25 protein-coding genes and 2 tRNA genes are annotated in these 21743 nt (G+C 68.4%); 16 read left to right on the plus strand and 11 right to left on the minus strand.

What is annotated here, in order from left to right:
- Positions 1-35: 35 nt before the first annotated feature.
- From ACVCMG_RS03725 to ACVCMG_RS03765, 9 genes are all read right to left on the minus strand, one after another.
- Complete coding sequence (locus tag ACVCMG_RS03725) at positions 36-836, minus strand: type II secretion system protein N (RefSeq protein WP_447105977.1); 801 nt, start codon at positions 834-836, stop codon at positions 36-38.
- Positions 833-1255 carry a type II secretion system protein GspM gene (gspM, locus tag ACVCMG_RS03730; RefSeq protein WP_447099548.1) on the minus strand — a complete coding sequence of 141 codons (423 nt, stop codon included), beginning with the start codon at positions 1253-1255 and terminating at the stop codon, positions 833-835. Before gspM ends, ACVCMG_RS03725 begins: the two co-directional genes overlap by 4 nt.
- A gap of 62 nt (positions 1256-1317) precedes the next feature.
- The gene (gene gspL / locus ACVCMG_RS03735) at positions 1318-2529 is read right to left on the minus strand and encodes a type II secretion system protein GspL (protein WP_447114903.1); all 1212 of its coding nucleotides are present in this window, start codon (positions 2527-2529) and stop codon (positions 1318-1320) included.
- Positions 2526-3446, minus strand: a complete 921-nt coding sequence (gspK, locus tag ACVCMG_RS03740) for a type II secretion system minor pseudopilin GspK (protein ID WP_447114904.1) — start codon at positions 3444-3446, stop codon at positions 2526-2528. The genes gspL and gspK overlap by 4 nt, the downstream gene beginning before the upstream one ends.
- The gene (gene gspJ, locus ACVCMG_RS03745; RefSeq protein ID WP_447114905.1) at positions 3443-4042 is read right to left on the minus strand and encodes a type II secretion system minor pseudopilin GspJ; all 600 of its coding nucleotides are present in this window, start codon (positions 4040-4042) and stop codon (positions 3443-3445) included. The genes gspK and gspJ overlap by 4 nt, the downstream gene beginning before the upstream one ends.
- Positions 4039-4374 (minus strand): type II secretion system protein GspI, encoded by a 336-nt coding sequence (locus ACVCMG_RS03750; RefSeq protein ID WP_447114906.1) that lies wholly within the window; start codon positions 4372-4374, stop codon positions 4039-4041. Before ACVCMG_RS03750 ends, gspJ begins: the two co-directional genes overlap by 4 nt.
- A gap of 37 nt (positions 4375-4411) precedes the next feature.
- A complete protein-coding gene (locus ACVCMG_RS03755; protein WP_447114907.1) occupies positions 4412-4933 on the minus strand; it encodes a GspH/FimT family pseudopilin in 522 nt (173 codons plus the stop codon).
- Positions 4934-4947: 14 nt separating this feature from the next.
- Positions 4948-5382: a type II secretion system major pseudopilin GspG gene (gspG, locus tag ACVCMG_RS03760; RefSeq protein ID WP_447105972.1), complete on the minus strand. Its 435-nt coding sequence runs from the start codon at positions 5380-5382 to the stop codon at positions 4948-4950.
- Positions 5383-5650: 268 nt separating this feature from the next.
- Entirely contained in the window at positions 5651-5890 is a 240-nt protein-coding gene (locus tag ACVCMG_RS03765) for a hypothetical protein (RefSeq protein WP_395117902.1), read from the minus strand.
- Between ACVCMG_RS03765 and ACVCMG_RS03770 the strand changes: the two genes are divergently transcribed.
- Positions 5877-7475: an Ig-like domain-containing protein gene (locus ACVCMG_RS03770; RefSeq protein ID WP_447114908.1), complete on the plus strand. Its 1599-nt coding sequence runs from the start codon at positions 5877-5879 to the stop codon at positions 7473-7475. The genes ACVCMG_RS03765 and ACVCMG_RS03770 overlap by 14 nt on opposite strands.
- A 267-nt stretch (positions 7476-7742) precedes the next feature.
- Here the strand turns inward: ACVCMG_RS03770 and ACVCMG_RS03775 are convergent, their stop codons facing one another.
- On the minus strand, positions 7743-8627 hold the full coding sequence (locus ACVCMG_RS03775) for an RNA polymerase sigma factor (protein ID WP_447114909.1): 885 nt from the start codon (positions 8625-8627) through the stop codon (positions 7743-7745).
- 102 nt (positions 8628-8729) lie between these two features.
- On the opposite strand from ACVCMG_RS03775, the gene ccmA reads away from it, so the two are divergent.
- From ccmA to ACVCMG_RS03835, 12 genes are all read left to right on the plus strand, one after another.
- Entirely contained in the window at positions 8730-9365 is a 636-nt protein-coding gene (gene ccmA, locus ACVCMG_RS03780) for a cytochrome c biogenesis heme-transporting ATPase CcmA (protein WP_447099141.1), read from the plus strand.
- An 81-nt stretch (positions 9366-9446) separates the two neighbouring features.
- A complete protein-coding gene (gene ccmB, locus ACVCMG_RS03785; protein ID WP_447099142.1) occupies positions 9447-10133 on the plus strand; it encodes a heme exporter protein CcmB in 687 nt (228 codons plus the stop codon).
- Positions 10133-10891 (plus strand): heme ABC transporter permease, encoded by a 759-nt coding sequence (locus ACVCMG_RS03790; RefSeq protein WP_395117892.1) that lies wholly within the window; start codon positions 10133-10135, stop codon positions 10889-10891. Before ccmB ends, ACVCMG_RS03790 begins: the two co-directional genes overlap by 1 nt.
- On the plus strand, positions 10888-11124 hold the full coding sequence (ccmD, locus tag ACVCMG_RS03795; protein ID WP_395117890.1) for a heme exporter protein CcmD: 237 nt from the start codon (positions 10888-10890) through the stop codon (positions 11122-11124). Before ACVCMG_RS03790 ends, ccmD begins: the two co-directional genes overlap by 4 nt.
- A gap of 22 nt (positions 11125-11146) precedes the next feature.
- Entirely contained in the window at positions 11147-11599 is a 453-nt protein-coding gene (ccmE, locus tag ACVCMG_RS03800) for a cytochrome c maturation protein CcmE (protein WP_447105967.1), read from the plus strand.
- Between the two features lie 125 nt (positions 11600-11724).
- Positions 11725-13698 (plus strand): heme lyase CcmF/NrfE family subunit, encoded by a 1974-nt coding sequence (locus tag ACVCMG_RS03805; protein ID WP_447099144.1) that lies wholly within the window; start codon positions 11725-11727, stop codon positions 13696-13698.
- Positions 13695-14237 (plus strand): DsbE family thiol:disulfide interchange protein, encoded by a 543-nt coding sequence (locus ACVCMG_RS03810; protein ID WP_447099145.1) that lies wholly within the window; start codon positions 13695-13697, stop codon positions 14235-14237. Before ACVCMG_RS03805 ends, ACVCMG_RS03810 begins: the two co-directional genes overlap by 4 nt.
- Before the next feature lie 8 nt (positions 14238-14245).
- A complete protein-coding gene (locus tag ACVCMG_RS03815) occupies positions 14246-14719 on the plus strand; it encodes a cytochrome c-type biogenesis protein (RefSeq protein WP_447115387.1) in 474 nt (157 codons plus the stop codon).
- Positions 14716-15768: a tetratricopeptide repeat protein gene (locus ACVCMG_RS03820; protein ID WP_447099146.1), complete on the plus strand. Its 1053-nt coding sequence runs from the start codon at positions 14716-14718 to the stop codon at positions 15766-15768. Before ACVCMG_RS03815 ends, ACVCMG_RS03820 begins: the two co-directional genes overlap by 4 nt.
- A 2-nt stretch (positions 15769-15770) precedes the next feature.
- A complete protein-coding gene (gene metX / locus ACVCMG_RS03825; protein WP_395117882.1) occupies positions 15771-16895 on the plus strand; it encodes a homoserine O-acetyltransferase MetX in 1125 nt (374 codons plus the stop codon).
- A gap of 33 nt (positions 16896-16928) precedes the next feature.
- Positions 16929-17510: a cysteine dioxygenase family protein gene (locus ACVCMG_RS03830; RefSeq protein ID WP_395117880.1), complete on the plus strand. Its 582-nt coding sequence runs from the start codon at positions 16929-16931 to the stop codon at positions 17508-17510.
- A 27-nt stretch (positions 17511-17537) separates the two neighbouring features.
- Positions 17538-17623: transfer RNA gene (locus tag ACVCMG_RS03835), tRNA-Leu, on the plus strand.
- Between the two features lie 60 nt (positions 17624-17683).
- Here the strand turns inward: ACVCMG_RS03835 and ACVCMG_RS03840 are convergent.
- Positions 17684-19621, minus strand: a complete 1938-nt coding sequence (locus ACVCMG_RS03840; RefSeq protein WP_395117766.1) for a formylglycine-generating enzyme family protein — start codon at positions 19619-19621, stop codon at positions 17684-17686.
- Between the two features lie 249 nt (positions 19622-19870).
- Here ACVCMG_RS03840 and rnd point away from each other — a divergent pair, with 249 nt between their 5' ends.
- The 3 genes from rnd (at position 19871) to ACVCMG_RS03855 (ending at position 21727) form a co-directional block, all read left to right on the plus strand.
- Positions 19871-21028, plus strand: coding sequence for a ribonuclease D (gene rnd, locus ACVCMG_RS03845; RefSeq protein ID WP_447114910.1), 1158 nt, complete (start codon positions 19871-19873; stop codon positions 21026-21028).
- A 16-nt stretch (positions 21029-21044) separates the two neighbouring features.
- Positions 21045-21121 (plus strand) — tRNA-Pro (locus tag ACVCMG_RS03850).
- Positions 21122-21271: 150 nt separating this feature from the next.
- Entirely contained in the window at positions 21272-21727 is a 456-nt protein-coding gene (locus ACVCMG_RS03855; RefSeq protein WP_447114911.1) for a hypothetical protein, read from the plus strand.
- Positions 21728-21743 lie beyond the last annotated feature (16 nt).

The raw sequence follows: 21743 nt of genomic DNA on the forward strand, positions 1-21743 counted from the left end.
CAACAGGGTTCCCATGTCGATGGCCCGCCGGAAACTCATGGCCGCGCGCCGGCGGGTGCGCCGCCGAGCGGCGGGCCGAGTTGCAGGTCGAAATCGCCGTTGTCGCGCTCGACGGCGATCAGCCGCAACAGCGGCGCCAGTTGCGGGCGCTGCTGCGCATCGACCCGCGCGGTGGCGGAAAACGTCGCGGGGCCGTCGCCGCGCCAGGACCCGCTGCCGTCGAGATGGAGCGGCCCGCTGCCGGTACGCAATGTCGCCTTCAACAATCCCGCATTGCCGTGGACACGAAGTTCGTAGGTGCCGAGCGGTGCGACCCGGGTCAGGGCGGAACCGGCATCCTTCCACGTAACGACAGCATCGGCCGAAACGGTGTCGCCGGAACGCGAGAACTGCGTGACATGGAGGGCGAGATCGCCGCGCGGGCCGAGCGGCGCCATGCGAGGCACGGCGAGGCCAAGCGCACTGGCCGGCAAGGAGAAGTCGACGCTTGATACCTCGATACTGTGCGCCGAGATGCGCACGGGGAAGCCCCGGTCGGCGTGATCGATGGCGACCTCGAAGTCGAGGCGCCCGCGCCACAGGGCCCGCGGTTGCAGCGTCCAGGAAAGATCCTTGCCGACGCCGCCCGACCCGGCACCATCGCGGATCTCCAGCCGCCCGCTGCCGGACCACAGGCTGCCGTGCGCCTGCGCAAGACGCAGCTTCCCGGCGCTGGCGCGCCGCAGGCCCGCATCGAGCAGCGTAGCTGGCGCCAGCAGGACCAGAAACGCCGCATAGGCCGCCATCGCCACGCAGACGCTGGCAATCGGTCCCCGCCATGTCAGTCGGCGCGTCATCGGCCAGGGCGCTCCAGGGTGACGGTCACGCCCACCTGGCCGGGCGCGGAACCGGATTCGATCCGCACTGCGACAGGGCGCAGCTGCTGCGCGCGCATGGTGTCTGCCCAACCCAGCCAGTCGGCGAAGGCCACATTGGCGAATACCAGCTTCACGTGGCGCGCATCCGGCAGCTCGATGCTCGCCAGCGAACGGGTCAGTCCGCTGGCGTCGACCTGGCGTTGCACCAGCTGGCGCAGGTCCGTCGTCGACGCAGGCAGCGGTGGCATCGCGCGCAGGCGCACGATCTCGTCCGCCTGCCCGCTCTGACGCATCGCGTCTGCACGCAGCTGGGCGACCGCCGGCAGCAGCCGCAAGCGCGCCTGTGTCGTCGCGTACAGCAGCCACGCATACGCCACCAGCCCAAGGCAGATCGCCACGACGGCAACCAGCCCACGTTCCCGCGGGGATCGCGCCGCCCACAGTCGGTTCAAGGCATGCTTCATGGCGACCTCAGGGTCAGCGTGACGGTGCCGCGCCCGGCACGACGCGCCTCCTGCGGCGCGTCGACATCCAACCCGGCCTGCGCCAGGCGAGCCTCGACGCGACGCGTGAGCGCGCCGTCCGCAGCGGCGAACTCCAGCACCATGCGTCCGTCCTCATACGACAGCGCGCGCAGCTCCGCGGCCGGCACCTCCGCCAACGCTGCTGCCACCTTGCCGAGCATGGCCGGGAAATCGCCGCCATCCGGCTGGTTCGCGGCGCGCCGTGCCTGGGCCAGTTGCCGCCGCATCTGCAATGCCGGGTCGGCCACCGCGACGGCGTCGGGGAACAGCGCGCGGAAGCGCGCCTCCATCTGCTGGCGAAGGTCATGCTGTTCGCTCGCCAGCCGCACGCGATCGACCAGCAAGGCTGCCGAATGCAGCAGCAGCGCCGCGAGCAGAATCCAGCCGATGTGTCGCCAGCGTGCGAGCATGGCGACGGACGGGCGCCAGTGCCCGCGTTCCTGATCGATCCGGATGCCGGCCAACGCCGGCGCCATGCGCCAATCCGGTTCCGATGCGAACCGGACGCTGACGCCCAGGCCTTGCTGCCATGCCTCCGGATCGGGCCGCGCCGCCGGCGTCGTCACATGCAGCGCGATCGACGCGGGTACGGCATCGCGCGCCCGCGCCTGCTCAAGCAGCAACTGCAGCACCAGTGGCGGCGTCTGCCGATCGCCGCAATCGGTGGCGCCGCCCTCGAGTTCGCCGATGCGCACATAGCCTTCCTGCCCGCTCCAGGCAAGACTCCACTCCCCTTGCTGCACCGGCAACATCAGCGTCTCGCAATACACGACGTCGACGCGGATACCGACCGCGCCAAGCGCGTCGCGCCAGCCTTGCAGCCGCTGCCGGTCAACCACTGCGAGCACGTCGTCGTCCCCGACCCGCCCCAGCATGCTCACCTGGTTGGCGTCCGGGTCGGATGCCAGTTGTTCCTCGGCTGCATAGGCCAGCAACGCCGCGGACCTGCGCCTGCCCACTCGAGGCAATCGCGTTCGGGTGATCAAGACCTGGCTGGCGGCAAGCACCAGTTCGACCCGCGATGCCGTGTTCGGCAACTGTGCCAGTGCCCCACTTCCGGAATGCACACCGGCGTGCTCGTCCAGCAGCACCCATCGGCATGACGTGGGCGCCGCCGACAGCGGACAGAATATGCGCAGCAGACTCATCGGAGCTTCCGCCATACGACGCCGGGCCAGCGCGCCGCGTCCGTCCGCGCCAACAGCAGCTGGCTGCGGGCCTGCGTCTTGCCGTAAGTCACCCGCAGCGTGACCAGGAAGTAATCGCTGCCGACGCGGATGTCCTGCCCGGGTACCGTGGCGTCCTTGCCGAGCTGGCCAAGGAAATCGGCGTTGTTGCGATAGAAAGTTCCGTTGCGGCGGGCGACCAGTACCCGCGCCGAATCCAGGTCCAGGCCATCGACCACGGCAGCGAGAACCTCGGCGGACGCCGTGTTCACGTTGAGCGCGGTGGTCGCCGGCAGCGCCGTCACGAAAGGCGCGAGGCGCGCGCGGACACTGGCGTCGAAGCCACGTACAAGACCCAGTTCGTCCAGATCGACGAGCGGCCGGTTGGCGGCCAGACGAGGATGGCCGAGCCCGCGGTAGTACGTATCCTCCGCCCCGCCGGCGGGCTGCGCCACGCTGTCGGCGTCGACCCAGTTGGCGAGCGCATCGGCCAGCTCCGCCGGCAAGCCGAGGATGGCCAGCAGACGCTGGAAACGCGCGTACTGCGTGACATCGAGCTTGCCGTTCCGGACCAGGTTGTCGAGATTGAACCGGCCTTGCTGGTCCTCGATGTGGCCGGCCAGTTCGCCATTCTCGAACGGGATCGGCGGCAGGCGCAGCGCCCACGGTTCTCCGGCGTGGTCGACGTCGCCGCTGGCGCGACGGTCGTCGAACAGCATTGCGCGAGCCCAGTCGCCTCCCGCCGTGACCAGTTCCTCGGCCTGGACATGGTCGGCGGCCAACCCGGCCTGGCGCGACCACGTGCTCAGCGCGACCAGCATGGCCGTTGCCGCCACTGCAGCCACCGCCATGATCGCCATCGCCATCAGCAAGGCCGCACCGCGCTGCCCGGCGTTCATGAGCGCAGCGCGAACACGCGCACCACGGTTTCGCCCGAACCGAGCACCACTTGCATGCGTACGGCCAGCGGCAGCGGGGGGTCGGCCGGCGTCGTCGGCCACGTATTGTTCCAGGTCAACGCGGGGCCGAGGTATTGCAGGCTCAGGCGGGTCACGTCATCGAGTACCACGTAGCGGGTCGGCGGCGTGGTTGCGGCAAGGTCGAGCCCCGGCCAGATCCACAGTTCGATCTGGTGCGCGCCGTTCACTCCGTAGCCGATGCGCCGCGGTACGTCGACGCCGTCCGTCCCGGCGAACCGAGTGAACTCCAGCAGTGGCGCCTGTGCTGCATCGGGTCGACCAAGCCACGCTGGCGAGGTGCCGGCATCGCTGCGCACCGGGCGCGGCGCGGCCAGCCGTATATCGCGCGCAAAGCGGACGAAGAACGACTCCGCCTGCCGCCATTGCGCGGATTCCGCCTGGATGCGGTCGCGCGACGCCATGACCACGCCAAGTCCGCGATAGGCCATCAGCGTGAGCAGCGACAGAACGAGCAGCGCCGACAGCAGCTCGATCAAGGTGAATCCGGGGGCAGCGCGAAACCGGTGGGCGTTCATCGGCCGCTCTCCGCGGGATCCACGACAAAACCCGTGGAATGCGCAAGGAAGTGCGCTGGCTGCGCCGGCACGAAGACGAAGACGTCGACGCGATGGAATGCCGCATTCGGCGTCGCGGATACTTCCTCGCGCCAGCCGAGTTCAAGATTGCCCTGGTGCCGCACACCGGTTCGCACGCCGACCGGCAACCAGTCGCCGCGTGCACGATGCTCGGCGAGGCGATCGGCCGCGACCCACCCGGCCAGCAGTCGCCCACGCAGTTCGTCGACATGGCTGACGCCCTGCGTGGCCACGCGCAACGCGGCAAGCAGCGACACCGCGACGATCGTCATGGCGACCAGCACTTCGACCAGCGTGAATCCCGGCGCGTCATTGCGCTGCCATGTCGCCATAGGTCTTCCCCTGCCCGGGTGCGATGCGCAAGTCGCCGACCGGAGAGGCCGCGATGCCGTAATGGTCGGCACCGAGCGCCAGGTCCATCGAAAACGCCGACATCGAGCCGTCGGACGGAAACTGCAGACGCATGGTCGACTGCGCCGCGGCGGCTTCGTTGCGCAGCTGCGATACCAGCATGCCGTGCGGCAGGCTGCGCGCACGCAACACATCGTCGTCACGGATCTCGGACCACCCGTCATCGCCACCCTGGCGCCAGAAGCGGTAGTGGCTGCCGTCGGAAGTCCACACGATGGCGGCGCCGGAGATGCGCGCTTCCTGGGCGGCAAGCTCCAGCAGCTGCGCGAGTCGCTCGGCCTCGACCCGCAACAGGTCGCGATCGCCCGGTTGCATCCGTGCCCCGATGGTTCCCGCCAGGATGCCCATGATCAGCACCACGACCAGCATCTCCAGCAGCGTGAAGCCGCGTTTGCCCTGGCGAACGATCGCTTCATGCACGGCACGGGCTTCCGTCACAGCGTCCACGAACCGATGTCGGCATCGTTGCCCTCGCCGCCGGGTGCACCGTCGGCCCCCAAACCGTAGACATCCACCTCCCCGTGCAGGCCCGGGTTCAGGTACTGGTAGGGATGGCCCCAAGGGTCTTTCGGCAGGCGCCCGACGTATCCCTCGGGCTTCCAGTTCGGCGGGATCGGGCCGGAGTCCGGCCGGGACACCAGCGCCTGCAGTCCCTGTTCGGTGGTCGGGTAGCGCCGGTTGTCCAGACGATAGAGCTGCAGGGCCTGCATCAGGCTGGCGATGTCCTGCCGCGAAGCGGTCACGCGCGCCTCGTCCGGCCGGCTCATCACCTTCGGCACGACCAGCGCAGCGAGGATGCCGAGGATCACCACGACCACCATCAGTTCAAGCAGGGTGAAACCGCGTTGGGACGAAACACGTGTCGGCATGGTGGCGCCACCTCGGATGTGCAGAGAGCTTGCGGCTCGAATGTCCGGCCGCACTGCGCGTGCGCACGGCGGCAAGGCAAGACGGCTCCAGCACAGGCTCGACGCGTTCGGCGGGCACATCGGCCCGAAGATGCGCTGAAGTCTCCGTTGTGATGCAAGCAGCGGCCCGCAGGTTCCGCATGACGCGCATGCGCATCGTCGGTGCGGCAGGCAAACCCGTTCGCCGATCGCAATGCCTCTGTCGCCGTCCCGTGCGTCGACGGGAACCTTATTCGTGCCGCTGCGTCGGTTGGTGAGCGGGGACTGGTTCCCCGGCGTCGACGCGATGCAATGCGGGTACCGCGCAGCGATGGATCTGCGCGGATTCGTCGATACGCAGAGACAGTTCCATGGTGCCGGCCGATGCGGTCGGCATGGGTTGCTGCGGCCGTTGGAAACCGCTGCGCGGAGTGTTTTTGTCCTGACTGGGTGCATCCAATGAAGAGGGAATGCAGATGAGCAGATTCATGCACAAGAAATGGTTGCCGACGGCGCTGCCTGTCGCACTTGTCGTCGGCCTCACCGGATGCGGCGGCTCCAGTCCCCACGGCCAGGCGGCCACGCCGCCTCCGGTCCCGGCCCCGACCGTGGTGTCCACCACCCCGGCCAATGCAGCGACGGGCGTACTGAATACGGCGGAAGTCAGCGCCACGTTCGACCAGGCGATCGACCCGGCAACGCTGAAGAACGCCACCTTCAACGTGAACTGCCCGGCCGGCGCGGCTGCCTTCGGGTCCGTCACCTACGATGCGGCGACGAGGAAAGCCACGTTCGTGCGCATCACCGAATCGCCGACCAACCCGCCGCAGTCGGAGGTGGCCGAACCCATGGCGGCGAACGTCACCTGCACCGCGACCATCACGACCGGCGTCAAGGGCACCAACGGCGCCGCGTTGGCAACGAATTACGTGTGGACATTCTCGACCGTGACCGACACGGCGTTCCTGGACCAGGGCAAGCAGATCTTCCGCTTCGACACGTTCGGCGACGAGACGACGTGGACCGACACACTGCACATGAACGACGTCATCGCTGCAGCCGTCGATCCGAAGACGGCGTTGGCCGTCGGCCTGAAAGTGGACGCAGAGGCGCTTCCTTCGTCCGTCGTGGCAGGCATCCAGGACGGCAGCATCAGCCTGACCAGTCCCGACACCACGCTTGCGCTGATCAGCCTCGATGCGGTGGTGGGCATCAAGGGCACCGTGGAAACCGTCAACGGCAAGAGCACGCTGACCCGCGTCGGAATCACCTGTGCGTTGTGCCATTCCACGGTCGACAACTCGTTTGCGCCGGGTATCGGCAAGCGCCTGGATGGCTGGCCCAATCGCGACCTCAATCCCGGGCTGATCATCTCGCTGTCGCCGGCGCTGACCCAGGCGCAAAAGGCCGTCTACAGTTCGTGGGGGCCGGGCATGTACGACCCCCGCTACAACATCGATGGCATCAACGGTCCGCAGGTGATCTCGCCGGCCTTCGGCCTGCAGGGCATCCACAAGATCATCGCGACCGGCGATGGCGACGATCTGGCTTACTGGAACCGGTATGTCGCCGTCACGCAGATGGGCGGGCACGGCAACTTCACCGATGCGCGCGTCGGCACGGGCATCAACATCACCAACGGTACCGACGACCTGGTCACCGCCAAGCTGCCCGCGCTGCAGGCATATCAGCTGTCGATCGCGGCGCCACCCGCACCGGCCGGCAGCTTCGACGCCGCGGCCGCAGCGCGCGGCAAGGTCCTTTTCGAGGGCAAGGCAGGATGCATCACCTGCCACAGCGGCCCCGAGTTCACCGACGCCAACGAACGCCTGCACCCGGCAAGCGACGTGGCAAGCGAACCCGAGGCCCCCGGCGTGCCAAGCTACGCATCGCGCACGGCGACCAAGCAGTACCGCACGGCACCGTTGAAGGGTGTCTGGCAGCATCCACCGTACTTCCACAACGGCTCGGCGGCCACGCTCGACGACGTCGTGGCGAAATACAACGCGAAGCAGGCGCTCGGCCTGAGCAGCGCGGAGGTAGCCGACGTCGCGCAGTACGTGAAGTCGCTGTAGCTCGTGCGGGAGCGCCCGACCGGACGAATGCGACACGATCCGCAGGGCGCGACCCGGCAGTTCAAGCCGGCCCCGCGGCGCGGTTTGGCCAGATACCCGAGGACATCCCCCGACGCCGCCGGGGGATGCCCGCTTCAGGCAATCCCGATCGCCACTGGAGCAAGGCAAGCCGGCGGTGACCCGTCGGCGCCCTGCACCGGCGTGATGCCGATGGCGGATCGCACCGGCATCTGGCGACCAAGCAGCGGCAACCGGGCCACGGGGGAGCTAATCGCCCTCGCCGGAAGCTGGTTCCGCCGAGAGCCACGCCATCACGACGGCGGTCATGCACGCGCAGCGCACGCCGAGAAACGGAAAACTGTCGGCCAGCATGTTGCCGAGCGTGGTGCCCAGCGACTTGCGCAGCAGCCGGCGCGCGCGGTGCAGCCGGGTCTTCACGGTCTGCGGCTTGATGGCCAGTCGAGCAGCGGTTTCCTCGACGCTGCACGCTTCGATCTCGCGCAACCTGAAGACGGTGCGATAGGGCTCGGGCAGCTCGTCGATCGCATCCCGCAGCAGGAGACGGATCTCTGCGCGGGCAGCGAACGATACCGGATCGCCACCATGGCGCCCAAGCCCGGATCGGCTGACCCAGAAAGGATCCGGCGACGACATGTCGACGTGCTCAAGCCCGACCGTCGCGCGCCGCCTGCGCAAGCGGCTGCGCGCCTCGTTGAGCAGGATGCTGATCAGCCAGGTTCGCAGGGGCGCATCGCCGCGGAACGTGTCGAATTTGTCATAGGCCCTGGTGAAAGCTTCCTGCACGATGTCCTCGGCTTCGGTCTCCTCCTTGAGCACGCCGCGCGCGATCCGGTACAAGTGCGGGCCGAAGCGCTGCATGATGTACCGGAACGCTTCATGGTCGCCATGCGTCACAAGCAGGACCAGCGCGGCGTCGTTCAGCGCGGCGTAGTCGATCCGCGTGACATCCGCGGACGAAGATGAGGACCCTTGCATGGCTATTTGGATGCAGATGCGGCTTGCGGGTTCCGGCATCGACCGGCGGCCGGCATCGGCGCTCACGAACGCGGGCCGCTGCCTGCCCGGCACGATCCGGCTACCGGCGTGCCCGACGCTCCGGGCCGCCGGGCCGGGCAGCACATGCGCCGGCATGGCCCGGGGTACGGCCCGGTGTACGCGCGCCTGCGGCACTCGCGCGACAGCGGCAGTGCGCCGCATGGACAAGCGCCATCGCCATTGCGGACAATCACGGAGATGACCGCCACGCCCGCCGCCGCGCCCCTGCTCGAAGCACGGGGCTTGAGTTTTCGTCGCCAGGACGAACCGGTGTTCGCACCGCTGGATTTCCGGTTGCACGCGGGCGAGCTGGCCCTGATCGAGGGCGACAACGGCAGCGGCAAGACCACCTTGCTGCGCATGCTGGCCGGCCTGCTGCATGTCGGCGAAGGGGAACTGCGCTGGCGCGGCGCGCCGCTGCAGCGCGACGCCACCGCCGGCGACATCCTGTTCCTCGGCCACCAGCTGGGATTGAAGGCGGACTTCAGCCCGCGCGAGAACCTGCGCGTGGCGGCCAGCCTGCATGGCTGCCGCGAGGGCGCCAACGCTGCCTCCGTGCTGGCCCGGATCGGCCTGCGCGGCTACGAGGACGAGCCGGTGCGGCGCTTGTCCGCCGGCCAGAAGAAGCGCGCCGCGCTGGCGCGCCTGCTGCTGCTGCCGGCCACGCTGTGGCTGCTCGACGAGCCCTACGCCAACCTCGACCGCATCGGCATCGCGCTGGTCAACGAGTTGCTGGAAGGCCACACCGACGCCGGTGGCGCGGCGATGGTCACCAGCCACGGCACCGTGAGTTTCCACGGCGGCGAACCGCGACGGATTCGCATGCATGATTGAGGCCGGGAACCCCATGCGTGAACTCGCTCCCCTGCGACCGAAGGAAATCCCTTTGGGACAAGCAGAGGGAGGAGCACGACGATGAACCGGCCGGGCCTCGGCACCGCCTGCGCCGCGATGCTGCGGCGCGACCTCGCGCTCGCCTGGCGTCGCCGCGGCGACATCGCCATGCCGGTGCTGTACGCGGTGATCGTGGCCACGCTGTTTCCGTTCGCGCTGGGCCCGGAAGACACCCTGCTGCAGCGGATTGCCGGCGGGGTGGTGCTGGTCACCGTGTTGCTGGCGATGCTGCTGGCGCTGGATGCGATGTTCGCCAGCGACATCGAGGACGGTTCGCTGGAACAACTGGTGCTGTCGCCGCAGCCGCTGGCGCTGCTGCTGGGCATGAAGATCCTCGCCCACTGGCTGGCCACCGCGCTGCCGCTGATCGTGATCGCGCCGCTGCTGGCGGCGATGCTGCACCTGCCCGGCGCGGTGATTCCGGTACTGCTGCTGGCGCTGCTGCTGGCCACGCCGCTGCTCAGCCTGCTCGGTGCCGTGCTGGTGGCGCTGACGGCCGGCACGCGGCGCTCTGGTATGCTGCTCGCCTTGATGCTGCTGCCTTTGTGCGTGCCGGCCGTGATCTTCGCCGCCGGCGCGGTGGCTGCCGCCCAACAGGGGCTGCCGTGGCTGGCACCGATCGCCTGGCTGGCTGCCGCCCTGGTGCTCGCCGTGGTGCTGGCGCCGCTGGCCTGCGCGGCCGCCCTTCGCATTGCCCTGGACGCATGATGTCTGACTGGATTCCGCTCTGGTTGCACAAGCTCGGCTCGCCGCCGACGTTCTACCGCTTCGCCGGCGCGCTGCAGCCGTGGGCGATGGCGCTGGCGCTGCTGCTGGGCGCGGTCGCGCTGTACGGCGGCCTGGTGCTGGCGCCCGCCGACTACCAGCAGGGCGACGCCTACCGGATCATCTTCATCCACGTGCCCAGTGCGTGGATGAGCATGTTCATCTACGCGGTGATGGGCGTGGCCTCGTTCGTCGCGCTGGTGTGGCGGATCAAGCTGGCCGAGGTGGTGGCGATGCAATCGGCGCCGATCGGCGCGGCGTTCACCTTCATCACCCTGGTCACCGGCTCGTTGTGGGGCAAGCCGATGTGGGGCACCTGGTGGACCTGGGACGCGCGGCTGACCTCCGAGCTGGTGCTGCTGTTCCTGTATCTCGGCGTCATCGGCCTGTACCACGCGTTCGAGGATCGCCGCCAGGGCGCGCGCGCCGCCGGCTTCCTGGCCATCATCGGCGTCATCAACGTGCCGATCGTGCACTTCTCGGTGAACTGGTGGAACACCTTGCACCAGGGCAGCACGGTCAACGTGTTCGGCCAGTCGAAGATGGCGTGGGACATGCTGTGGCCGCTGCTGACGATGACCCTGGCGACCAAGTTCTACTACGCCGGCAGCCTGTTCCGCCGTGCGCGCACCGACCTGCTGGACATGGAAGGCGGCAAGGACTGGGTACGCAAGATTGCCGAAGACGAGGCCGACCGATGAGCGCGCTGCAGCAATTTTTCGCCGCGGGCGGCGAGGCCGCCGCCTTCTTCAGGATGGGCGGCTACGCCGCCTACGTGTGGCCAGCCTACGCGGTGTTCTTCATCGTGCTCGTTGCGGACAGCCTCGCGCCGGGACTGCGCCGCCACCGCGTGCTGCGGGAACTTCGCGCGCGACTGGCCCGTCAGAGTGCCCGTCAGCAACGTCATTCACCTCCTTCCACGCCGTCCGCCTGACCGGCACAGACCTGCCATGCCCATGAACCCCACCCGCAAGCGCCGCCTCGTCATCGTCTTGCTGATCCTCGCCGCGGCCACGCTAGCCACCGTGCTGGTGGTGGTGGCGCTGCAGAACAACATGAACTACCTGCTCACGCCGAGCCAGGTGCAGTCCGGCCAGGCCAGCGGCTACAAGACCTTTCGCCTCGGCGGCATGGTCAAGGCCGGCTCGATCCAGCGCTCCAGCGATTCGCTCAAGGTCACCTTCACCGTGGTCGACGCCGGCGGCGCGATGCCGGTGGAGTACACCGGCATCCTCCCGGACCTGTTCCGCGACAACCAGTCGGTGATTGCCACCGGCCACATGGCCGGCGCCCGCTTCGTCGCCACCGAAGTGCTGGCCAAGCACGACGAAACCTACATGCCCAAGGAACTGAAGGACGCGATGGCCAAGGCGCATGCCGAGAAGCCGGGAATAGGGAATCGAGAATAGGGAATCGGAAAAGCCGTGCACACCATTCCCTGCTGTCAATTGCTGCACCGAAACGCGCCGAAACTGCGTGGTGCCTCGCTTTCACCTATTCCCCACTCCCTATTCCCTATTCCCGGCTCAAACCCATGACCCCCGAACTCGGCCAACTTGCACTGATTCTCGCCCTGCTGCTCGCCCTGGCACAGGGCGTCCTGCCGCTGATCGGCGCGTGGCGCGGCAATCGCGCGCTGATGGCGGTGGCGCGGCCGGCGGCGGCGGGCCAGGCGGTGTTCGTGGCGTTCGCCTTCGGCATCCTGGTGTGGGCGTTCCTGCATTTCGATTTCTCGGTGCAGTACGTGGCCGACAACTCCAACCTGGAGCTGCCGTGGTACTACCGCATCGCCGCGGTGTGGGGCGCGCACGAGGGTTCGCTGCTGTTGTGGATCTTCATCCTCAACGTGTGGACGGTGGCGCTGGCCGCGTTCAGTTACAAGCTGCCCGAAGTGTTCGCCTCGCGCGTGCTCGCGGTGATGGGATTGATCGCGGTGGGCTTTCTCGCCTTCATCGTGTTTACCTCCGACCCGTTCGGCCGGCTGCTGCCGATGCCCGGCGACGGCGCGGATCTCAACCCGGTGCTGCAGGACCCCGGCATGGCCTTCCACCCGCCGGTGCTCTACACCGGCTACGTCGGCTTCTCCGTGGCCTTCGCGTTTGCCATCGCCGGCCTGCTCGGCGGCGAGCTGGAACAGGCGTGGGTGCGCTGGGCGCGACCGTGGACCAACGTGGCCTGGGCCTTCCTCACCCTGGGCATCGTCGCCGGCAGCTGGTGGGCGTATGCGGAGCTGGGCTGGGGCGGCTGGTGGTTCTGGGACCCGGTGGAAAACGCCAGCTTCATGCCGTGGCTGGTCGGCGCGGCATTGATCCATGCGCAGGCGGTGACCGAGAAGCGCGGCTCGCTGCGCGCGTGGACGATCCTGCTCTCGATCTTCGCGTTCTCGCTGTCCCTGCTGGGCACCTTCCTGGTGCGCTCGGGCGTGCTGACCTCGGTGCACGCGTTCGCCTCCGATCCGCGCCGCGGCGTGTTCATCCTGATCTTCCTCACCATCGTGGTCGGCGGCTCGCTGTTGCTGTACGCGTTGCGAGCGCCCAAGGTGGCCGGCGGCAAGGCGTTCCAGCTGCTGTCGCGCGAAACCGTGCTGTTGATCGGCAACCTGATGTTCGCGGTGGCTGCGGCGATGGTGTTGCTGGGCACGCTGTTCCCGCTGATCGGCGACGCGCTGAACCTGGGCCGGATCTCGGTCGGCCCGCCGTATTTCGGCTTCCTGTTCCCGCTGCTGATGTTGCCGGTCGTGCTGCTGATGCCGTTCGGGCCGTTCCTGCGCTGGGGCAAGGGCGAATCGCCGCTGCTGAAGCAGATCCTGCTGCGCGTCGGCGTTGCCGCGGCGGCCTGCGCGATCGTGGCGGCGTTCTTCGTCGACGGCAAGCTCAAGGCGATCGTCGGCGTCGCGGCGCTGGTGTGGCTGGGCGTGGGCGTGCTGCTGTATGCCTACAAGCGCTGGCGCGACGTGCCGCGCGGCCGCCGTTATCCGGGCGAGATGGCCGGCATGCTGCTGGCGCATCTTGGCGTGGGGGTGTTCGTCGCCGGCGTGCTGCTGACCGAATCGCTCAGCGTGACCCGCGACGTGCGCATGGCGCCGGGCGAAACGCAGCACATCAGCGGTTACGATTTCCGCTTCGATGGCGTGCACCGCACCACCGGCCCGAACTGGAAAGCCGACCAGGGCGTGATCACGGTGACCCGCGACGACAAGCAGATTGCGGTCATGCACCCGCAGAAGCGCACCTACCCGCGCGGTCAGGTGCAGACCGAGTCGGCGGTCGACGCCGGCGTGTTCCGCGACCTGTACGTGGCGTTGGGCGAGCCGATGGACGCCGGCAACATCGAAGGCGCGTGGGCGCTGCGCCTCTACTACAAGCCATTCGTGCGCTGGATCTGGGGTGGCGGCTTGCTGATGATGCTGGGTGGCTTCGTCTGCGCCGCAGACAAGCGCTTCCGTCTCAAGCGCACGGCTGATGCCACCGCTTCGCTGGACCTGCAGCCACAGGAAACCCGCGCATGAATCGCCTGCTGCCGTTCATCGGTTTCATGCTGCTGGTGGGCCTGTTCGGGTTCGGCATCTGGTGGAACACGCGCCACGATCCGAACGCGATCCCCACGCCGCTGCTGAACAAGCCCGCGCCCGCGTTCAACCTGCCCAAGCTGTACGAGCCGACGCAGACGGTGAGCAAGGCCGACCTGCTCGGCCAGCCCTACCTGCTCAACGTGTTCGCCAGCTGGTGCATCGAGTGCGGCGTGGAACACCCCGTGCTGACCGCCGCAGCGCCGAGCCTTGGGGTGAAGCTGGTCGGCTACAACTACAAGGATGCGCCGGCCGACGCCAAGGCCTGGCTGGCGGCGCACGGCAGCCCATACGCGTTGCTGATCGCCGACGAGTCCGGCCAGACCGCGATCGACTTCGGCGTCTACGGCGCGCCGGAAAGCTTCCTGGTCGACGCGAAGGGCGTGATCCGCTTCAAGCACATCGGGCCGATCACCCCGGACGTGCTGGCGACCAAGGTCAAGCCGGCGATCGCCGCGATGTTGAAGGAGACGCCGTGAAACCGGGCATCGGGTATCGGGCATCGCCAGCCCGCGGGTTGCTGTTCGCGTTCTTCATCGCGCTGCTGACGTGCGCGGGCATCGCCCACGCGCAGGCGATCGAGCCGATGCCGTTCACGGATCACACGCAGGAACTGCGTTTCCAGCATCTCACCCACCAGCTGCGTTGCCCGATGTGCCAGAACGAGACGCTGGCCGATTCCAATGCGCCGATCGCCCGCGACCTGCGCAACCAGATCTTCAAGCTGATGCAACAAGGCAAGAGCGACGACGAGATCAAGCAGTACCTGGTCGCGCGCTATTCGAATTACATCCTGTACGACCCGCCGCTGAAGCCGGGCACCGTGCTGCTCTGGTTCGGGCCGCTGGCGATTCTGCTGGCCGGCGCCGGCGTGGTGCTGGTGGCGATCCGCAAACGCAGGCGCGAAGGCGTTGACACAAAGACCGTCGGCGACAGCGCCGACAACGGGGAAGATTGGTGAAAATCGCCTTTATCGTGGTGGCCGCGCTGATGGTCGCGCTGGCGCTGGCTGCCCTGCTGGTGCCCCTGGTGCGCGAGGGACGCCGCTCCGGCCGCGCTCGCAGCGTGTTCGTGCTGAGCCTGTCCATCGCCCTGCTGCTGCCGCTGGGTGCCGGCGTGCTCTATCTCAAGGTCGGCACGCCGGCGGCACTCAACGGGGTCTCTGCGCAGGCGCAGACGCCGATCAGCCTGCCGCAGGCGATCGCCCAGCTGCGCGAGCACCTGGCGCAGCAGCCCGACGATCAGCAAGGCTGGATGCTGCTGGCACAGACCAGCGCGATGATGCGCCAGCCAGGCGACGCGCGCGATGCGTGGGACCACGTGCTGAAGCTCGATGCCAACAACGCCGAGGCGATGGTGGGCTGGGCCGAAAGCGATTCGATGCTGCGCGCCGACCACCAGATCGAAGGCCGCGCCCGCGAGCTGCTGCAGCGTGCGGTGAAGCAGCACCCGGACAACCAGCGCGGGCTGTGGCTGCTCGGCATCAGCGACTTCCAGCGCGGCGACTACCGCAACGCTGCCGCCACCTGGCGCCTGCTGCAACCGCAGCTCGAACCCGGCTCCAGCGTGGCGAAGTCCGTCGCCGAACAGATCGCCATCGCCGACGCCCGCGCCGGCGGCGCACCGGCCGGTGCCTCCGGCAGCGCCGCAGCGGCTGTGCCGGCAGGTGCTTCGTTGCGGGTCACCGTCACCCTGGCGCCGTCGCTGCAGGGCAAGCTGGCCAAGGGCGACGTGCTCTATGTCTACGCGCGCGCGCCGGATGGCCCGCCGATGCCGCTGGCGGTGGCCCGGATCGAGCCGGTCAAGCTGCCCGCCACGGTCACTCTCAACGACGCCATGGCGATGACGCCCGCGTTCAAGCTGTCGTCGGTGGCACGGGTTTTCGTCGGCGCGCGGATCAGCCATGACGGCCAGCCCACCGCCGCGCCCGGCGACCTCGAAGGCGATGCGGGCGTGGTCGACGTCGCACGCAAGACGCCGGTCGCCATCACCATCGACAAGGTGCACTGACGATGGGCGACGCGCGCCGCTATCTGAACCTGCCCTCGCCGTTTCCGATGAAGCGCGGCGGGGAACTGCACGGCGCGCACGTCGCCTACGAAACCTGGGGCACGCTGAATGCAGCGCGCGACAACGCAGTGCTGGTGCTCACCGGGTTGTCGCCCAGTGCACACATGACCTCGTGCGATGAAGACCCGTCGCCCGGCTGGTGGCAGGACATGGCCGGCCCCGGCAAGGCGATCGACACGGATCGCTGGTTCGCGATCTGCGTGAACTCGCTGGGCAGCGACAAGGGCTCCACCTGTCCGGCGTCGCTCGACCCTGCCACGGGCGAGCCCTATCGGCTGAGCTTTCCCGAGCTGGCGCTGGAAGACGTGGCCAATGCCGCGCACGCCGTGGTCGCCAGCCTCGGCATCACGCAGCTGGCCTGCCTGATCGGCTGCTCGATGGGCGGCATGAGCGCGCTGGCCTACATGCTGTTGCACCCGGGCAGCGTGCGCGCGCACATCAGCGTGGATACCGCGCCGCAGGCGCAGCCGTTCGCCATCGCGATCCGCTCCCTGCAGCGCGAGGCCATCCGCCTCGACCGGCACTGGAACGAAGGCGTTTACGACGACGCCAACTACCCCGACATCGGCATGAGCATCGCGCGCAAGCTGGGCGTGATCACCTACCGCTCCGCGATGGAATGGAACGGCCGCTTCGCGCGCATCCGGCTCGATCCGGAGCAGCGCGAGGACGAACCGTTCGGCCGCGAGTTCCAGGTGGAGTCCTATCTCGAAGGCCACGCCAGGCGTTTCGTGCGTACCTTCGATCCGAACTGCTACCTGTACCTGTCGCGCGCCAGCGACTGGTTCGACATCGCCGAGTACGGCCACGGCAGCGTGCACGACGGGCTCAAGCGCATCTGCATCGAACAGGCCATGGTGATCGGCGTGAGCACCGACATCCTGTTTCCGCTGCAGCAGCAGGAGCAGATCGCCGAAGGTCTGCAGGCTGCCGGCGCCAGGGTGGAATTCGTGGCGCTGGATTCGCCCCAGGGCCACGATGCCTTCCTGGTCGACATCGAGCACTACAGCCCCGCCATCGGCGGATTTCTGAACCGCCTGGCGGCCGCGCCATCGCCGCACTGGTAGACTCTGGCCGCCACTCGCCCATCCGAGACCGCCATGCTCACCCTGGATTTCCCCGGCAGCCGCACCCTGATCGACGCGATCGACGCCGCCGTGGCCAAACCCACCACCCACGAACTCACCGACAGCCTGCGCCAGAGCCTGTGCCGGCTGATCCGCGAGCAGGCAGTGCGCCTGCCCGAATGCGTGTTCGAGGCCAACCCGGAGCACTACGCGCGCCGCGAGCTGTACCGCAGCGAAGACCACGGCTACTGCGTGGTGGCGATGACCTGGGGGCCGGGCCAGGGCACGCCGATCCACGACCACGATGGCATGTGGTGCGTCGAGGGCGTCTGGAACGGCGCGTTGGAGATCGTGCAGTACGAACTGCTGGAGCACGATGCGCAACGCTACTGCTTCCAGGCAGTCGGCTCGATCCAGGCCGGCACCGGCTCCGCCGGCAGCCTGATCCCGCCGCACGAATACCACAGCATCCGCAACCCCAGCGACGACGCCGTCACCGTGAGCCTGCACGTCTACTCCGGCCCGATGGTTCGCTGCTCGGTATTCCAGCCACTGCCCGAAGACCGCTGGTACGGCCGCGACGTGCGCCAGCTGGGTCTCGACCGCGTGCACTGAACCCGGCATAATTCCCCGCTCACGCATGCCGGTGTGGCGGAATGGTAGACGCGGCGGACTCAAAATCCGCTTGTGGTGACACAGTGGAGGTTCGAGTCCTCTCACCGGTACCAGGTAGCGAAAAACCCCGCTTCACGCGGGGTTTTTCACGTCTGCAGGGCGCGCACGGGCTGCTACAACTCGCGCACCACGCGGAAGCCCACGCGGCCGCTGCGCACGTCGCCGTCGGCGCCCTGGCGGTAGGCGGAGGTCACCTGGTCGGGGGAGCTGCCCCATGAGCCGCCGCGCAATACGTGCACGCGGCAGCCGGGGTTGATCCAGGCGCTGCCGTCGTCGGGGGCGCGGATGTAGTTGTCGTGCCAGCAGTCGGCGACCCATTCGGAGACGTTGCCGTCCATGTCGTACAGGCCGAACGGGTTGGCGGCGAAGCTCATCACCGGCGCCGGGCCCCAGTAGCCGTCGCGGTAGCCGCGAAAGGCGTTGCTCCAGCGACGCCCGCTGCGCGAGCGGTCGCCGGAGCCGGTCAGGTTCTCCACCTTCTGGTCGGGTGCGGCGTCGCCCCACCAGTAGCGGCTGGTGGCGCCGCCGCGCAGCGCGTACTCGAACTCCGCCTCGCTGGGCAGCCGATACTGCTTGCCGGTGCGCTCGCTCAGCCACTTGGCGTAGGCCACCGCATCGTTCCACGAGATGTTGACCACCGGCAGGTTGTCGCCGGCCTTGCGGCCGGCGTAGTCGTCCTGCCAGCTGGCGTTGGCATCGTCGCGCAGGGCGCCGCTGCGCTCGTCGTACACGCTGGCGCCGCCGAGCCGGGTCGAATCGGGTACGTAGCCGCTGGCGCGGACGAACTCGCGGAACTCGCCCACGCTGATTTCCGTGCGCGCGATGGCGAAGCCCCTGGCCAGGGTGACCCGGTGCTGCGGCAACTGGGCGTCGGTGCGATCCTCGTTGTCAGCCGCCGCCCCCATCAGGAACGAGCCGGTGGGCACCACCACCATCGCCGGCCCCTTGCCGGGCAGGTCGACGTAGCGATCGGTGAACACCTGACCGGGCTTGTAGTTCGCGTACAGGCGCGCGTTGGTCAGTTGCTCGTCCACCTGCGCCAGCTCGGGCAGGTCGGCATCGGTCGCGCGTGCCTGCGCGACCAGTTTGGTCGCCAGCTCGAGGTTGCCGCCATCCAGCGCCAGCCGCGCCTGCGCCAGCACACCCGCGGCGCGCTGGCGGCGCATGTCGTCGATGCGCAGTTGCACGTCGTGCATCTGCTGCGAGCCCGGACGGATCGCCTGCGCGCGGGCCAGCTGCTTCTCCGCGCCGGCGAAATCGTTCTGCGCGACCGCCGCCAGCGCGCGATCGAGCACCGCACGCTGCACCTGGAAAATCCCCTGCTCGGCTACCGCATTCTGCGGATCTAGCTGTTGCACCTGGTGGTACAACTCCAGCGCGTTGTCGCCCTTGGGCTGGTCGGCCTTGCCTTGCTGCAGCAGCGCCGCCGCCGCGGCCAGCATCGGGCGCACCGTGGCCAGCGTCTTCAGGTTCTCCTCCAGTTGCGCGACTTCCTGCTCCGCATTGGGCAGGGTGCGCAGGGCATCGAGCAATTCCTTCGCCGCGTCGACGTCGCCGACGGCGATGTCCTGGTCGATCTCCGCCACCAGCCGGGCGCGCACGTCGAACAGGCCTTGCACGGCGCGACGACTGTCCGGCTTTTCCTTCAGCGCCTGCATGAACAACGCGGCGGCACTCTCCGGATCGCCAGCCAGTTGGCCGGCATGGAACGCCTTGAGGGCGCGCGCCAGCAGCTCCTTCACCTGCGGCGACTCGGCCGATTTCTGCTCGGGCAGGCTGGCGTTGTTGCGGTTGCGCGCCACGATCACCGCGGTCGGGGCCAGCGTCAGCGGCGGACCGGCGTTCAGTTCGTTGATCGCCGCCACGCGTTGCGGCGGCAGGTTGCCGGTGGGCGACACGTCACCCAGGCTCATCGCCCGCTGCGGCATCTGCCCCGGCGCCACGTGGAACCACTGCGGAAAAAAGTGATACGTCAGCGCGACGCCCAGCACGATCATGCCCAGCGCCCCACCGAAGAAACGCTGACGGCGCAGGATGGCATTGCGTGGCATGGATGGGCGTCCCGGTTGCGGCCTGTTATCGTGCCAAGGAGTATGAACAATGAAAACCTTGGCGGCGGAGATCGTACGCGGCCGACCGACGTTCGACGCGTGCATCCATTCTCGCCGATATGCCGGCAGAAGCGCGCGCCGCAAGCCGCACCTCGTCGCCGGATGACCCGTCCCGCCCAGGCTCTGCGTTCACCATAGGCACAAACCGCCGGCAGGGCAATCCGCGCCGGCGCCCCCGAAGGAGTCCCGATGTCGCTGTCCCAAACCGCCGCTGCCGACTGGATCGACCAGGCCGACGCATTGCAATCCTGGCTTGCTGCCCTGCCCGCGGACGCGGCCGTCGGCCTCGACACCGAATTCATGCGTCGCGACACGTTTCATCCGCAGCTGGCCCTGCTGCAATTGGGCTGGAACGGCCGTCACGCGCTGGTCGACCCGCTGGCCTTTCCGATCGGCGCCGCACTGCAACCGCTGCTGGGTGCGGGCAAAGCGGTGACCGTGATGCACAGCGCCAGCGAGGATCTCGAAGTGCTGGCGCCGCTGCTGCCGGCTGGCCCGCAGCAACTGTTCGACACGCAGATCGCGGCCGCCTTCGTGGGCATGGGCCTGGGCGTCAGCTATCGCGCGCTGGTGGCCGAGCTGGTCGGCGTGGACCTGGACAAGGGCGAAACCCGCTCGGACTGGATGCGTCGCCCGCTCACCGCCTCGCAATGCAGCTACGCCGCCCTGGACGTGGTGTATCTCAAGGCCATCCACGAACAACTCGCCGAGCGTCTGCAGCAGCGCGGGCGCAGCGACTGGCACGCGCAGGATTGCGAGCGGCTGAAACGCCGCGTGCACCGCGAGAGCGATCCGCAGCCCCAGCGCGCCCTGCGCGCGGCGGCCGACTGGCGCCCGGAAGCGCAGGCCCGCCTGCGCCGGCTGCTGCTGTGGCGCGACAGCTGCGCCCGCCGCCTCGACGTACCGCGCCCGTGGATGCTGGACGACACCCTCGCCCTCAGCCTGGCGCAGCAACCGCCGGTCACGCTGGCCGAACTGGAGCAACGCGCCCGTGGCCAGCGCGCACTGCGCTCAGCCCAGCGCAGCGAGCTGTTCGAGGTTCTCGCTCCCGCCGTCACCCCGGCGGAGATCGACGCCACCGCCCGCATCCCCGGCCATCCGCAGGGCGCCGCCAAGCAGGCGCTGGCGGCGATGAAGCAGTCGGTCGACACGCTCGCCACCGAACTCGACCTGCCGCCCGGCCTGCTGTGCCCGCGCAAGGTGCTGGAGGAATACGTGGTCACCGCCGAATGGCCCGAATCCCTCGATGGCTGGCGCCACGACCTGCTGCACCCGCGCCTCGCCAGCCTGCTGCCCGACCGCCCCGCGACCAGCCGACCAGTTGCCAAGCCCTCGGCCGGCGATTAAGATACGCGGCTTCCCACGGGGTGTAGCTCAGCCTGGTAGAGCGCTACGTTCGGGACGTAGAAGTCGCAGGTTCAAATCCTGTCTCCCCGACCAATCGAGCAGCAGCAGAAAGCCTGAAAAACTAGCGTTTTTTGGGCTTTTTTTGTGGCTAGCGTTTTTTGGGGCAGACCCTTCCGCTAGGCACCAATTTGCACCTTTGTTTGCCTCATTCGTGCACGAGCGTCCGAGGTGTAGACTTGCGGCATGGGCACCAAGTCGAACACCGGTGTCCTTCAAGAGGCGTTTCATGGACGGGTCGCTCTTTCGCCGAAAGAGATAGCCCGTGTACTCCATGGCAAAGGCAAGGACACCAAGAAACGAGTGGAGACCGTTCGTGCGGCCCCGGACACCGGGACCCTCATCTCGGGCCTGCGCAAGGATGGGGCTCGCTGGCGGGTCCCCATCGCGGCCCTCGGGGCCGCCATGGACGCCAGGGTGGGCTTGGTTCGACCCGACGGATCGCCGGACATGCCGTCCCAGCGCCGCAAGGCGCACAGCACCATTGGACCCCGCATGCTTTCCCAGCGTCAGCGGTCGGCCATGGTGTGGCGGCAGATCCTCGTTGAGGTCGATGAATTGCGGGCGCGTGATGTTCAGGCCGATATGCAGAAAAAGATCGGTTCCGCTCCAGAAGCTACGGGCAGCTTCATCCGCTACTGATGATGGCTCAGTCGGG

The sequence above is a fragment of the Rhodanobacter sp. UC4451_H18 genome (genome assembly GCF_052978225.1).